Raw genomic sequence first — 13,890 nt, 5'->3', positions numbered from 1 at the left:
AAATCTGCCAAAAATCTGGTTTCGTTCTCCGTATAGGTTTACCGGTATCTCTTAGGCCAACAATCCCTGTTCACTAAAGATGCGGATCAGGGTGCCTTCCGCCGGCAGATTATTGGCCCGCAGGGAGAGGCGGTTACTATTAATCCGTTGAATATTCATGCCTTCCACCAAATCCAAAAAGGGTTGCAGGGTTTGGAGGTCACAGTTGGCCCGGTCAGCAGCAGGAGTGGCGTACTGAGTCGGTACTACCATGCGGGGATTGAGCACTTCCATGGCGGCCTTGGCTTCGGCGGCGTCGTAGTTTTTTGGCCCACCCCCCACAGGAATTAGGGCCAGGTCAGGACTGCCCAAAAGAATTTTCTGTTCTTCGGTGATGGGAGAAGCCGCTCCCCCCATGTGTACCACCCGAATGCCTCCCTGACTCCAACGCCAGACTACGTTTTGACCAAATCTTCTTCCCCCCAGGCGATCGTGGGGCGCACTGATACCCTGAAATTGGATGCCGCCGATGTCGTAACTGCCTGGTTCAAATAAAATTCTTGGGTTGCCTGGTAAGTTCTCCGCTGCCCCTTCGTCCCACAGTTGGGAGCTAATGAGTACTAAATCGGCTTGCACCCTAGGCAAACGAAATCCCTTGGTGCAACCAATGGCCCGGAAAGGATTGGCCAAGATGCGGAAACCGTTGGCGGAAAACAAAAAAGCGCTATGGCCCAACCATTCCACCTGTAAACCAGAGTTAGCTTGGGCTGTGGCTGGTCTGAGTCGATCGCCAATTTGAACCCCAGCAACGGCCAGCAACCCGGCTCCAGCAGTACGAATAAGTTTTCGTCGTTTCATGGAAATGGAGAATGGAAAAATTTTTAAGATTCAAGGACTCTAGGGACAAACCTTTGGCGATCGCCGAATGCACTCCCAGCATAATACCAGCAATGGTTTTGGGCTTTGGCGCAGGAACAAAATTTAAGTCCCCATTAACCCCGTCTCAAAACTTAACATCATTAACGGAAATATCCTTTAGAATTTTGGCCAATTGCCGCTTTGACCATTGGTCAATGTTGTTAGCCCTGGCAGGGGTTAACGTTTCCCCGTCAACAACATAGGATTTTTTAATGATGGAACAAGACTTACCTAAATATCGCATGGTCTGTACCCTATCCTTTGGGGATATTTACGGCCAAATTATTGTCTGGTTAATTGTAATTTTCCTTTCCCTGGCATCGGCCCTAGCGTTGGCCAGCAGTACCAGGCCGGTTTATGCCCTGGCCACAGTGGGTTTGGTGTTGGTGCTTTCGCTGCCATTTTTACTGTTTAGCTTTGTCACCACCCTATTTAACCATTTGGACTTTGTCCCAGTGGAATCGGATTAAAGGTCAAAGGCTACCCACGGGGATAAGGGGAGAAATTAGGAGCTACCGTGGCTTTTGCGGCTCTGTTTGCTAGAGTTTGAGTGGCAAATTCTTGGGATGCATTTTATTGGCTTGATTTACCCTGCCGATGCTCCCTCGGGATTTATCAAAAAACTGTCACCATCTCCTCTTAGCAACTTTTCCCCTCCCCAGAGACTCTATGAACGACCCCATTTTGGCTGTGCGTCAACTGGAAATTGCTTTTCCCGATGCTGATACCAGGGAAAAATTGTTGGCAGTCAAGGGCATTGATTTTGGGTTAGAACGGGGGGAAATCCTCGGCATTGTGGGGGAATCCGGCTCCGGTAAATCCGTTACGTCCCTGGGCATTATGGGCTTGGTGCCGAAACCCGGTTGGGTGGAGCCCAGCAGTGAGATTAGTTTTTATCCCCAAGGGGATGGACCGGCCGTGGATTTGATGACCTTGTCGGAAGGGGAAAGGCGACGGTACCGGGGCGGCAAAATTGCCATGATTTTCCAGGAACCAATGAGTTCCCTCAATCCGGTCTATACCATCGGTTTTCAGATTGTCGAAGCCATTCGCTTACACCAAAATGTCAGCCAAACCCAGGCCCAACAACAGGCGATCGCCCTTTTGCAGGAAGTGAGGGTTTTGCCCAAGGATGAGGTGCTAGAGGCAGAATTTTTAGCCCAGGGTCAGTCCCAAACCAGGGGCCAAGTGAGCCAAAACCTAGCCAGTTATATCCGACAGCGCAAGCAAAGTTTTCTCAAACGTTATCCCCACGAATTGTCCGGCGGCCAACTGCAACGGGTAATGATTGCCATGGCCATTTCCGCTAATCCCCGCTTGTTAATTGCCGATGAACCCACCACCGCCTTAGATGTGACGGTGCAGGCAGAAATTTTGCGGCTCCTGCGGGATTTGTGCAAACAACACCAGGAAATGTCGTTAATCTTCATTTCCCATGATCTGGGGGTAATTAACGAAATTGCTGACCGGGTGGCAGTAATGTACCGGGGAGAAATTGTCGAACAGGGGGAGAAGGAACAAATTTTACATAGCCCCCGCCATCCTTACACTAAAGGTTTATTGGCCTGTCGTCCCCGCCTGGAAATACAACTAGACCATTTACCCACCGTGGGGGATTTTCTCGATGCCGATGGCCCGGCCCCCAGTTACCAAGTGATTACTACCGCCCAGGAAGGCGATCGCCTAGCTCGGTTGCAGGAAAAACCAGCTTTGTTGGAAGTGCAAAATTTGACCGTGAGCTATGGCCAGGGGGGATTTTGGGGTAAAAAATCTACGTTCACAGCGGTTAACGATGTCTCCTTTACCGTTTATCCGGGGGAAACCCTGGGGCTAGTGGGGGAATCTGGCTGTGGCAAATCAACCTTGGCCAGGGCTTTATTACGCTTGACTCCCATTCAAACTGGAAAAGTTATTTTTGATGGCCGCAACATTATCAATTTGCCGGAAAAATCCCAGCAATGGCGGAGGTTACGGCGGGAAATGCAAATTATTTTTCAAAATCCCTACAATTCCCTCAATCCCCGCATGACCATCGGCCGGGCCATCCAGGAACCACTAATTATTCATCAGCCCCAACAATCCACCAAGCAACAACGGCAACGGGTGGCGGAATTACTGGAAAGGGTGGGTATTAGCCCCCAATGGTTTAATCGTTATCCCCATGAATTGTCTGGGGGCCAACGGCAACGGATTTGCATTGCTCGGGCTTTGGCGCTCAATCCCCGCTTTATTATTTGTGACGAGTCCGTTTCGGCGCTGGATGTGTCGGTGCAAGCCCAGGTTTTGAATCTGCTCAAGGAATTGCAACGGGATTTACAGTTGACCTACATTTTCATTTCCCACGATCTGAGTGTGGTTCGTTTCATGGGCGATCGCATTATGGTGATGAACCGGGGAGAATTGGCGGAACCCATCAACACGGCCCAGGAAATTATTGAAAATCCCCAGAGTGCCTACACCCAAAAGTTAATTCAATCCATTCCCCGCTTTCCTGAAACCCTCAATTGGTTGCAATCGGCCTAGGTTATCCCCCCGATCGCCAATTCCAGCCAACGTGGGATAATTGGTATAGCTACCCAATGGAATTTTCGACGAAGTTAGCCGTGGCCAATAGTATGGATGCCAGTATGGATTTTAAAACCAACCTCCTAGAGGCGATCGCCGGCAAAAATCGAGGGCTGTTGGCGTCGGATCGGGACCGGGTAACAATTCTCTCCGCTGTGGAAAAACTGGAGGACTATAACCCCCACCCCAAGCCACTCCGGGAGAAAAATTTGCTAGATGGTAATTGGCGGCTCCTCTACACCAGTAGCCAAAGCATTTTGGGGTTGAACCGTCTTCCCCTTTTGCAACTGGGGCAAATTTATCAGTACATAGATGTGGCGGAGTCACGGGTAGTAAATTTAGCGGAAATTGAGGGCATTCCCTTTTTTGAAAGCTTAGTGTCCGTGGTGGCATCCTTTCTGCCCGTTTCTGATAAGCGTATTGAGGTGAAATTCGAGCGTTCCATTCTCGGTCTGCAAAAGCTCCTTAACTATCAGTCTCCCCTGAAATTCATCCAACAAATTTCCACAGGCAAACGTTTTTTACCGGCGGATTTTAATTTGCCCAGTCGAGAAAGCGCCGCTTGGCTAGAAATTACCTATTTAGATGAAGATTTGCGCATCAGTCGGGGTAATGAAGGTAATGTATTTATCCTGGCTAAGGTTTAGAAAGTGTTTTAAAAGCCCCCCTAGCCCCCCAACTCTGGGGGGAACAGTGTTCAAATTCCCCCAAACTTGACGGAGCCGGAGCTTTAGTGAGGAGATTTAGGGGGCGGATCATGACTTTTTAAACAAGCTTTTTGATAAACTCAGCTAACTATAACGGGGCGATCTGGCGCATATATTGACCCCAAAGACTGGCGGCCAAACCGCTACTACCCTGGGTGGGACTACTGTCGTCATTGCCCAACCAAATGCCGGTGACTAGATGTTTTTGCGGTAAGAAACCGATAAACCACAAATCCACTGCCTTGTCGGTGGTGCCGGTTTTACCTGCGGCTCCATAGCCAATTTGGGCAGCTTGCCCTGTGCCATTGTTAACAGCGGCCTGTAACATTTGGGTCATGGTGGCGGCGATCGCCGGGGAAACCACTTGTTTTTGCCTCCGGCCGTCCTGGCTGGCCTGATAAATTTCCCGACAGCTTTTCAGTTGCTCCGGATCAGGACAATCCCCCCCATCGCGGATATTGACAATGCCATGGGGCCGATTCCACATGCCCTCATTGGCGATCGCCCCGTAGGCTCCAGTCATTTCCAACACCCTGGCTTCACTTTGCCCCAACACTAAACCCGGTTCTTTAGCGAGGGGAGAGTTAACCCCAAAATCCTTAGCTAAAGCAATAATTTCGTCCAGCCCCACCGCTTGGGCCACCCGTAGGGCCACCACATTTTCCGACTGGGTAAAACCTTCCGTGAAGGTAATGGCCGGAGCCGCTCCGCTCCGTTCACAGGGCTTATAGGCCTGCCCCTGCCAGGTGAAAGGGCCACATTCAAAAGCTTGGTCTGTTCTCACTCCCTTGGCGATCGCGGCTGTGTAGGCAAAAAGCTTAAAAGTAGATCCCGGTTGCCGGTGGGCTTGACTGGCGCGGTTAAACTGACTTTCCCGGTAACTTTTGCCCCCCACCATGGCCAAAACGGCCCCCGTGCGACTGTCGAGGGTGACCACCGCCCCTTGGGAAACGGCATACTTTTTTCCCTCCGTGGTGAGAAAATTCTGCAAATTTTTTTCCGCCAGGGCCTGCATTTTCAAATTCAAGCTAGTTTCCACAACAAAATTGCCTTCGTCGGCCACGTCTTCCCCTAGCAACTGGTTCAATTCACCGAAAATATAGCCATAGAAGTAGGGAGCTTGCCGTTGGGATAGGGTTTGGGTGGCCTTGGGACTAACCTGAATGCGCGATCGCCGGGCCCGGTTCGCTTCCTGTTCGTCGATCATGCCCAACATCGCCATACGTTCAATGACCCGATTCCGCAACTGCACTGAGGTTTGGTAATCCTGCACGGGATTATACAGGTTAGGGGCTGGGAGCATGGCCACCAGGGTCGCCGCTTCCCCCACATCCAAATCCTGGGCAGATTTATCGAAATAAAATTGGGCCGCATCCTCAAAGCCGTAATTGCCCGCCCCCAAGTAAACCCGATTTAAGTAGGCCTTTAAAATATCGTCTTTGCTATATACTGCCTCCAACTTGAGGGCCACAAACATTTCCCGAATTTTGCGCCCCGCGGTGTTTTCCCGTCCCACTTCGCTGAATAAGCTGCGGGCTAACTGTTGGGTGAGGGTGCTGGCCCCCTGTTTCACGTCTTGATCCTGGAGGTTAATATAAATAGCCCGGCCCAAACCGTAGGGGTCAACACCAAAGTGCCAGTAAAAGCGAGTATCTTCCGACGCAATCACTGCCTGGGGTAAATAGGGCGAAAAATCACTTAAATTGTCAAATTCCCGGTGAATTTCCTGCTTAATGGGGTTGATTTCCGTGACCCCATCCCCCGCATAGACCTTCACTGGCCCGGTGACGCCGCTGGGCATCGGTTTGACGGGAATTTTGCTCCATTGCCAGGCGATCGCCCCGGTGATGATCAGAAAAAACAGAATACCAGTGGAAAAAAAAGTGCGCATTCCCTTGAGCCACAGTGGCGGCGGGTTGAAATAAACTAATTTGGGCACATCCACCAATTCCGGCGGCCCCAGGGTAATTTCATCGCCATGGTGGAGACGATAGCTTTTCAGGCGACGACGTTGCAGATAAATACCGTTGCTAGAACCTTCATCCCGAATAAAAAACTGGTTAGGATGGTCAGGGTCCCGCCGCAGGGAACAATGGGTTTGGCTCACGAGGGGATTTTGCAGTTGAATATCGCAACTGGAACTGCGACCAAGGAAATATCGATCGCCAAGGAGGGGAAACACACGCCGGGATTGGGAATCTTTGCCCGATTCCTGCAGACGAATTTTGGCCACCCTCGATCCTTTTTTGAGGGCCACCTTTTGGCTATTGCCGCCCTGGGAAAGGTTAGTTTGACTTTTTTTAGGGACAGAAGGGGCTTTGCGGGAACGGGTAGCCATGGCAAATTAGGGCAAAAGCAGTCCAATTTTAGACCGATACAGTGGTGAAATCAGAATCAACTATTTCTATGCAGACGCATTTATTGCCAAAAAAGGTTGCCTCCTGGATTGCAAGTTTCAGTCTGGCGGGGCTCTCCATTCTAGCCTTAGACCCTATGGCCAGCCGGGCCGATAGTCCCCTGACTTCCACGGATCTAGCCGGGGCCTACTCCGATATTGCCGCGGTGGCATGGGCCCAGCAGTATCGCATCATGTCCCCCCTCATTGTAGATTTTCTCCTTGGCGATCGCCCTTTGGGAGAAAAGGCCGCAGTGATCAACGCCATCGGATGGAATATTGACGGCACTAATAACGCCGAACAATTTTTAGTGGCCCTGGCCAGAAAAAAGGGAAAACCCCCCACCCACCTTGATTTAGGAGATTTAACCCCGGAGGAGTTATTCCTGGTCGGTTATCTGCTGGCTTTGGACGATTATCTAAATCTCGGCCCCCTCAGCGCCCAGGGCGGCAATGACCTCTGGCGATCCACCCCGGTGCAACTGCTATCCAAGGCGGCCTATGCCCTGCCGGAGAATTTCACGGTGCAATTTGTCCGTTCCCTAGTGACGGGACAGGCCTGGTTTGGTTCTTCCTGGTGCGCCCTGTATCTAGAGCCGGCCAATGTGTTGGCGAATTTTCCCCCGAAAAAGCGTAATTTACGTCCCCAAGCGGTGCAAAATGCCATGGAATACCTGAATTTATACGAATCCTATTGTTTACAGGGAGATATTTAGTTATTTGCCCACTGCCCACCATCGGAAAAACGGTTTGTAAAGTTTTGAGAAAATTTTAACGACGTTGGCGGATTATCGCAGTACCTTACCGGGGAATTTTGCCGATATTCCAGGCGATCGGGGTAGAATCCAAGCAATAGTTCCTGTATTTTGCTCGCCGTTATGTCTAAGCAACCTTCCCCCGGTGGCCTAACTAGCCTCAGCGTTGGTGATGTGGTTTCCGGTGGCCTAAGGGTTTATCGAGACCATTTCAAATCCTATCTCTGGCTGGCTGGTCAAGCTTACCTTTGGTTGTTGGCACCATTTTTGATCACAGTTTTAGGAGTGACAATTTTGGCCGGACTGGCGGCGATAATGGAACCGATCGCCTTAGCAGGGCTGATCATTTTGGCGATCGCCATTTTGTTGGTGCCCTGGGGCTATTGCCTGGGCAAATTCTTCGCCGTCCAGGGGGTATTAGCTAGGCTAGTTTTCTTTGAAGTAGGGGAACAACCGGAAACGGTGGCGGCGGCCAAAATTCAGTTGATGCCAAGATTTTGGCGATTTCTCTGGGTTAGTCTGCTCACGTCCCTAGTGTTTTTTCTGTTCCTCATTCCGATTATGTTGGGCTATGGCGTTGTCTTTGCCGTGTTTGCCTTTCTCTTCACCGCCAATGACCCCGGTGTGGTTGCTATTCTGTTGGCGGCATTATTAACTATTGTTTGGAGCCTAATCTCCCTTTACATTTACATTTGGGCCTTTGCCCGCTTAGCTTTGGTGGACGTTTGTTTAGCGTTGGAGCCTACCCTTAGTCCCCTCAATGCCGTAGGCCGCAGTTGGGCTTTAACTAAGGGTTATGTTTTGAGCTTACAGCTAATTTTCTTCCTCGCTTTTTTGATTACTCTGCCCCTTTCCATGGTGACCAATCTTGGTTCCATTACCACCCTCATTCTCGATATTGACCCGGTTTGGGGATCGGTAATTGATGTTCCTTTGAGTTTAATTATCAGTGTTTTAATTGTACCTTTCTGGCAAGCAATTAAAGCCTTGGTTTATTATGATCTCCGTACCCGAAAAGAAGGGTTAAATTTATCATTAGATTTGCCGACGATGGATAGTTTTTAATCATATTGCTCAGAATTGAAAAAAGTTTCCTTAAATTTTAAACACAAGATTTGACATAATTGCTGTCCCCATGGTTAAAGTTATCGGCCGTCGTTCCCTCGGAGTGCAAAAAGTATTTGATATTGGTCTCCTCCAAGACCACAATTTTCTCCTAGCCCATGGGGCGATCGCCTCTAATTGTTTTAACAAATCCCATTCCACTGCCTACGCCTACGTCACCTATCAAACGGCTTATTTAAAGGCTAATTATCCGGTGGAGTACATGGCCGCCCTACTCACCGCCAGTAGTGATAGCCAGGATAAAGTAGAAAAATATCGGGAAAACTGTCAGAAATTAGGTATAACCGTCGAACCACCAGATATCAATCGTTCCCAGCGCCATTTCACCCCCCTAGGAGAATCTATTTTATTTGGACTTTCCGCTGTGAGAAATTTGGGGGAAGGGGCGATCGAGCAAATTATTACCGCCCGAGATAATTCCGAACAAAAACGATTTAAATCTCTAGCGGATTTCTGCACTCAAGTGGATTTAAGGGTCGTTAACCGTCGGGCGATCGAAACATTAATCATGGCCGGGGCATTCGATGGCGTGCAAACCAATCGCAACCAACTTCTCCATGATTTAGAATTGGTCATTGCCTGGGCTCAAAAGCGGGCTAAGGAAAAAGAAACAGGACAATTAAATATCTTTGACAGTCTAACCGCAGGGGAATCTATCAAAGCTAAAGAAGCCGCCAATAACGGTTTTGAACAGGAACCTTCTGCTCCCCCAGTGGCGGAATTTTCCCTACAAGAAAAGCTGCAACTAGAAAAAGAACATTTAGGCTTTTACGTATCGGAACATCCCCTCAAATCGGTACAACGTTCTGCCCGATTACTATCTCCAATTAATTTAATTGATTTAGATCAATATAAAGTCCGTCAGAAAGTTAGTGCAGTGGCAATTTTGGTGGCAGTGAAAAAGATTATTACCAAAAAAACTGGTCAACCCATGGCATTTTTAACCTTGGAAGATATGTCGGGACAATCGGAGGCAGTGGTGTTTCCGTCCAACTATGAACGTTTGCAGGATGTATTAATAGAAGGCAGTCAGCAAATGATTTGGGGCAAAGTTGACCGTCGGGATGATCAATACCAGTTAATTGTGGAAGATATGGAACCAGTGGAAGAGGTAAAAATGGTCATGCTGGATCTCACTCCCCAGGAGATTGCCAACACCAGTACCCAAGCCCAATTAAAGCAAATTTTGCAAAGCCATTCCCCCCAGAGGGAACAGATGAGAATACCAGTGGTGGCCTGCATCAATGAAGGGCCAACTAAACATTTCATCCGTTTTGGGGAAAACTACTGGGTGAATGACTACGGTGCTGCGGTGGCATCCCTCCAGGAATTGGGTTTTCGAGCCCGGTTGGAGCCATTGTTACCCCAAAGCCAGAGTGTTGGTTAGCAGTAATTTTGTGGCTGATTTAATTGAAAATAAGACGAAACTGCTGGCTAAATTTTCTGTCGACTTAAACAAATTACGGCAAATTTTGAATCAATCATGGTCAAACAAAAAATCCCCGAGTTGGATGCACTCAGGGAATTGAAGCTGAAACAATGAAAAATCAATCAGCAGTTTTAGTTTTACTATGGCTGTTCGTTGTCTAACTTTGGGGCTGTGAACCAGCTTGGGATTGGGCGTATTTTTGGGCCGCCATCAAATTAGCTAAAGCCGCTTCCAAATGGGGGCCTGCATCAACGGCCACCCAACCATCGTTAGTCAGATGTCGCCATTCAAAGTGTAAATGGGGCCCAGTGGAGAACCCCGTGCTACCAATCCGGCCGATCACTTCGCCCCGAGCCACCTGTTGTCCAGTTTGTACAAAGGCTTCCGATAGGTGGGCATAACGGGATTCCTGGGTTCCATCTAAGTGACGCAGAGTGACCATCAAACCATAGCCGCCGGACCATTGGGCCGCTTCCACTATGCCGTCATAGGCCGCCAGCACCGGAGTGCCCATGGGAGCGCCGATGTCAGTGCCATTGTGCATACGCCCTTGACCACTGATGGGATGAATGCGCCAACCAAAGGCGGAGGTAATGGGATTAACACCAGCAACGGGGAACATGAGGTCAGTACCTTGACCCGGCTCACCTTGGGGAGAGTACAATCCCGTGGCCCTACTGTATTCCGGTAGCGGAGCTAGGGCGATTTGAATGCCCCGATTAGCCATGGGATCAAGGCTGAAAACCTGATTGGCCCCCACTGGTTGCCCGATCGCCAGGGAACTGATTTTGGGTTGAATATTGAGGGGATTGAGGGGAGCAACGGAGCTATTAGTGGGAGCCGTATTGCGGGCATTGATCCTCTGGCGACGGGAAGTTAGCGTCGTCGGGGGATTAATCGGACTGGACTGCTGGCGAGCCACGGGGGCACGGTTGCCTGTATTGCGATTGGCAGCGGGATAACGGGTGTTGAGGGGGGCCTGTTGCCCAGAGCGGGGAATAAATTCCACTTCCGTCCGAGTGGGCAAGTTGGGGGCCGCCGCAGTGCCTTGGGGAGCCGCATCAATATAACTATTCTTTTGCAAACCTTGACGTATCTGGGTTGGTTGGCTGGATACGGGGGCTGGGGGCAAAATGGTCGGTGCAGCCAGTTTGGGAGCTGCCGGTTTCGTGGCCGCCGGAGCGGGGGCCGGAGTAGATTTACTTTGCACCGGAGTGGACACCTTTACCGGGGCTGGGGGAGCGGCGGGAGTTGCAATGGGGGCTGAGCCTGAACTCTCCACTTCCAAATTTCCCGTAGTGCCACCGGGTAAAGACCAGATCAAACTACCAAGGACAATCAGCCCGCCTAGGGACAGGTTGTAGAGGCTGTAATCTCGGCAGGGCTTACTTTTTAGGTCTTTCACCTTCCATTGGGACTGCATTGTTCAGATCCTCACACACATACGGGTTGCAAAATACTCCCTCGATTGTAGAGGGTTGGGTTATAAATGCAAACCAGAACAGCCAGAACGAAAAATTGTCACTGTCTGGGTCGCCACCAAATTTCATTCAACTTCGTGCCCCGCCGAGGCGATTGCCGCCCGGAGTAATTCCTCTGTCACCGCACTGGTGATAGTAACTTGCTTGCTGGCCACATCCACTTGCACCGTTGCTTGGGCATCTTCATTTTGCACAGCTTTAGTGACGGCTGCAGCACAGGCTTCACAAACTATGGTGGGTACAGTTAGTTGAATGGTCATGGCAAGTTATGGAAATTTAAATCGATTATGGGGGGGGAGGATGTCAATGCGGCTCAACATAGCCCCGGTCTTGGAACCAATGCACCGCATCTGCCAAGGCCTGTTTGATGGGGGACTGGGGTAGACCCAATTCCCGCACCGCTTTACCAGCATCGTAATACATCTCTTGGGCAGACATTTTAACCCCGTCCATGGGCACCGACGGCGATCGCCCCAGGGGAGCAAGAACTTTTTCTTCCACCCAGGCCACCGCCAGGGGTAACCAAAGGGGCACTGTATTTTTGGGAGCTGACAACCCCGTAATGGTGGCTAGGTGGGCCAAAATGCCCTGGAGACTGATATTTTCGTGCCCGAGAATATAGCGATCGCCCCTGGTCAGAGCAGTTTTTCCCTTTTGCCAAGCTAGGAGATGCCCCGCCGCCACGTCCCGCACGTCAATTAAATTTAAACCAGTGTTAACGTAGGCTGGCATTTGTCGCCGCAGAAACCGCAAAATTATTTCCCCCGTGGGGGTGGGCTTAACGTCCCAGGGGCCAATGGGGGTGCTGGGGTTAACAATGACAATATCCTGTCCCTGCTGGGCCGCCGCCAACGCCTCCTGTTCTGCCCAATATTTTGACTGTTTGTAAGCCCCGATTAATTTTTCCACCGGACTTTGATAGGTTTCGTCGGCGCTTTGCCCTGCCCCTTTCACACCGATCGCCGCGACGGAACTGGTATAGACGGTGCGCTCAATGCCCGCTTTTTGGGCACAGGCCAGGATATTTCTGGTGCCTAACACATTGCTGTGATAAAGAGTCTTCCGGTCTTTTTGCCAAAGGGAATAGTGGGCTGCCACATGGAATAAACCCCGACAGCCCTGCATTTGCCGATGGAGATCAGCATCATTCAAATCCCCCACCACCCAATCGATGGGTAAATTTTGTAAATTATCGGGACGACTGGAAGCCCGCACCAAAGCCCTTACTTGATAACCCTGGACCAACAAATGCCGGACTAAATTGGCCCCGACAAAGCCAGTGCCCCCAGTGACAAAAAAACAATCCACCATGGCTATCCAGTGATTAACATGCCCATAATGCCATCAAAGGTTAGCTTATATTCCCCACTCCGTCGATCGCCGGGATAACTTCTTGCTATTTTCTCAACCTAACCACTGCGCAAAAATTATCATCAAGCCATCAAATAGCAATGGTTTTCCGCTGGGTTAAGGCCATGGCGATACCCTTTTCCACATAGGCCGCTTCGCCAATGAATACAGGGTAAACCGTTGAAGCTCCCCGATAGGGAGTGACATTACCCCGACGATGGTAAAACAATGGTGTGCCCGGTTTAATCGCCTGGTAATCCCGGATATGGGGCGCAATTTCCGCCACAATTTGCCCCTGGGCATCCCTGGGGTAGTCGATGGTTTCTATCTGTTGATAGACGGTGCAATTATCCGCCGAACGCACATTACCGGAGGTCAATGCCTGGAGATAGGCCAAAATTCTGGTTAGAGTCCGTTGGGTTTTGGCGATCGCCCCTTGGTCATAAACTCCCTGGGGCACGGGGCCAAACTCAATGGTTAAGCCTAATTCACACAGGCCACGAATATAGGGCAAATCCTTTTGGGGGGCGTACTGCAACACCCGAATTTCCTCATCATGGGCGCTGAGGTGGGCCGCTAGGTTGAGGAGCAGAGGATGGGGACAGTTTAAGATTAAAGTGGTGCCCATGGCCGCCGTAGTGGTGTGCAAATCCACAATAAAATCAATGCCCGCCAGGGAAATTTGATGGGCCAACTGCCTGGCCCGCAACTGTTCATAGCCCATCAGATAGGGGTTTTTGCGGTCCTGGGGCCGAAAGCAGCGGTTCAAATCCTGGTGAATATACCTACGATTAGCGGCGATCGCCCGGGGATTAGCCAAAAAATAATGACACTTCAATGCCGGAAAATACCGAGCAAAATCTTTCTGTTGCCACCGACGCACCACCTCCACCCCTGTTCGTTCATTACCATGCACCCCCCCCACAATGGCTAGGGAGCGGACTGCTGAATTTATCATTCCCCACTTAGTCCTATAAAAACTTAAGATCCAATAAAATGTCCTTATATTGTAACTTTGACTACTGTTCTAAAACAACAATATCATTGTTTTTATCTGTTTTTTAACAGTTTTTAACTAAACCGGGGATGACCAAGCTAAAGGTCGGCAATTGTAGTGTGGATTTTTTGTAATATTTCCTTAGGTCACTGCCAGAATTAGGGACAATGAAGTTGCATAAAACAGGAG

Annotated in this window: 12 protein-coding genes; 6 read left to right on the top strand and 6 right to left on the bottom strand. The window is 50.1% G+C overall.

What is annotated here, in order from left to right; all coding sequences use genetic code 11:
* Positions 1 to 51: 51 nt before the first annotated feature.
* On the bottom strand, positions 52 to 837 hold the full coding sequence (locus H6G45_RS06965) for an MBL fold metallo-hydrolase (RefSeq protein ID WP_190597733.1): 786 nt from the start codon (positions 835 to 837) through the stop codon (positions 52 to 54).
* Between the two features lie 275 nt (positions 838 to 1,112).
* Between H6G45_RS06965 and H6G45_RS06960 the strand changes: the two genes are divergently transcribed.
* From H6G45_RS06960 to H6G45_RS06950, 3 genes are all read left to right on the top strand, one after another.
* Complete coding sequence (locus tag H6G45_RS06960) at positions 1,113 to 1,367, top strand: hypothetical protein (RefSeq protein WP_190597939.1); 255 nt, start codon at positions 1,113 to 1,115, stop codon at positions 1,365 to 1,367.
* Positions 1,368 to 1,566: 199 nt separating this feature from the next.
* The gene (locus H6G45_RS06955; protein WP_190597732.1) at positions 1,567 to 3,420 is read left to right on the top strand and encodes an ABC transporter ATP-binding protein; all 1,854 of its coding nucleotides are present in this window, start codon (positions 1,567 to 1,569) and stop codon (positions 3,418 to 3,420) included.
* 80 nt (positions 3,421 to 3,500) lie between these two features.
* Positions 3,501 to 4,109 carry a PAP/fibrillin family protein gene (locus H6G45_RS06950; protein WP_338116549.1) on the top strand — a complete coding sequence of 203 codons (609 nt, stop codon included), beginning with the start codon at positions 3,501 to 3,503 and terminating at the stop codon, positions 4,107 to 4,109.
* Positions 4,110 to 4,257: 148 nt separating this feature from the next.
* Here H6G45_RS06950 and H6G45_RS06945 read toward each other — a convergent pair whose 3' ends face one another.
* Complete coding sequence (locus H6G45_RS06945; protein ID WP_190597731.1) at positions 4,258 to 6,507, bottom strand: PBP1A family penicillin-binding protein; 2,250 nt, start codon at positions 6,505 to 6,507, stop codon at positions 4,258 to 4,260.
* A 155-nt stretch (positions 6,508 to 6,662) separates the two neighbouring features.
* Here H6G45_RS06945 and H6G45_RS06940 point away from each other — a divergent pair, with 155 nt between their 5' ends.
* The 3 genes from H6G45_RS06940 (at position 6,663) to H6G45_RS06930 (ending at position 9,831) form a co-directional block, all read left to right on the top strand.
* Positions 6,663 to 7,280: a hypothetical protein gene (locus tag H6G45_RS06940; protein WP_242018082.1), complete on the top strand. Its 618-nt coding sequence runs from the start codon at positions 6,663 to 6,665 to the stop codon at positions 7,278 to 7,280.
* 162 nt (positions 7,281 to 7,442) lie between these two features.
* Positions 7,443 to 8,384, top strand: coding sequence for a hypothetical protein (locus H6G45_RS06935; RefSeq protein WP_190597729.1), 942 nt, complete (start codon positions 7,443 to 7,445; stop codon positions 8,382 to 8,384).
* Positions 8,385 to 8,454: 70 nt separating this feature from the next.
* Complete coding sequence (locus H6G45_RS06930) at positions 8,455 to 9,831, top strand: OB-fold nucleic acid binding domain-containing protein (protein ID WP_190597728.1); 1,377 nt, start codon at positions 8,455 to 8,457, stop codon at positions 9,829 to 9,831.
* A 199-nt stretch (positions 9,832 to 10,030) separates the two neighbouring features.
* Here H6G45_RS06930 and H6G45_RS06925 read toward each other — a convergent pair whose 3' ends face one another.
* From H6G45_RS06925 to H6G45_RS06910, 4 genes are all read right to left on the bottom strand, one after another.
* Positions 10,031 to 11,296 (bottom strand): M23 family metallopeptidase, encoded by a 1,266-nt coding sequence (locus tag H6G45_RS06925; RefSeq protein ID WP_190597727.1) that lies wholly within the window; start codon positions 11,294 to 11,296, stop codon positions 10,031 to 10,033.
* Between the two features lie 123 nt (positions 11,297 to 11,419).
* Positions 11,420 to 11,614 carry a heavy-metal-associated domain-containing protein gene (locus tag H6G45_RS06920; protein WP_190597726.1) on the bottom strand — a complete coding sequence of 65 codons (195 nt, stop codon included), beginning with the start codon at positions 11,612 to 11,614 and terminating at the stop codon, positions 11,420 to 11,422.
* A 43-nt stretch (positions 11,615 to 11,657) separates the two neighbouring features.
* Positions 11,658 to 12,665 (bottom strand): hopanoid-associated sugar epimerase, encoded by a 1,008-nt coding sequence (gene hpnA / locus H6G45_RS06915; RefSeq protein ID WP_190597725.1) that lies wholly within the window; start codon positions 12,663 to 12,665, stop codon positions 11,658 to 11,660.
* 130 nt (positions 12,666 to 12,795) lie between these two features.
* On the bottom strand, positions 12,796 to 13,662 hold the full coding sequence (locus tag H6G45_RS06910) for an aspartoacylase (protein WP_190597724.1): 867 nt from the start codon (positions 13,660 to 13,662) through the stop codon (positions 12,796 to 12,798).
* Positions 13,663 to 13,890 lie beyond the last annotated feature (228 nt).

It is taken from the genome of Synechocystis sp. FACHB-383 (assembly GCF_014698605.1).
Taxonomy (GTDB): domain Bacteria; phylum Cyanobacteriota; class Cyanobacteriia; order Cyanobacteriales; family Microcystaceae; genus Synechocystis; species Synechocystis salina.
Note: the sequence above shows the minus strand (reverse complement) of the source record. Positions and strands in the feature narration are given on the sequence as shown.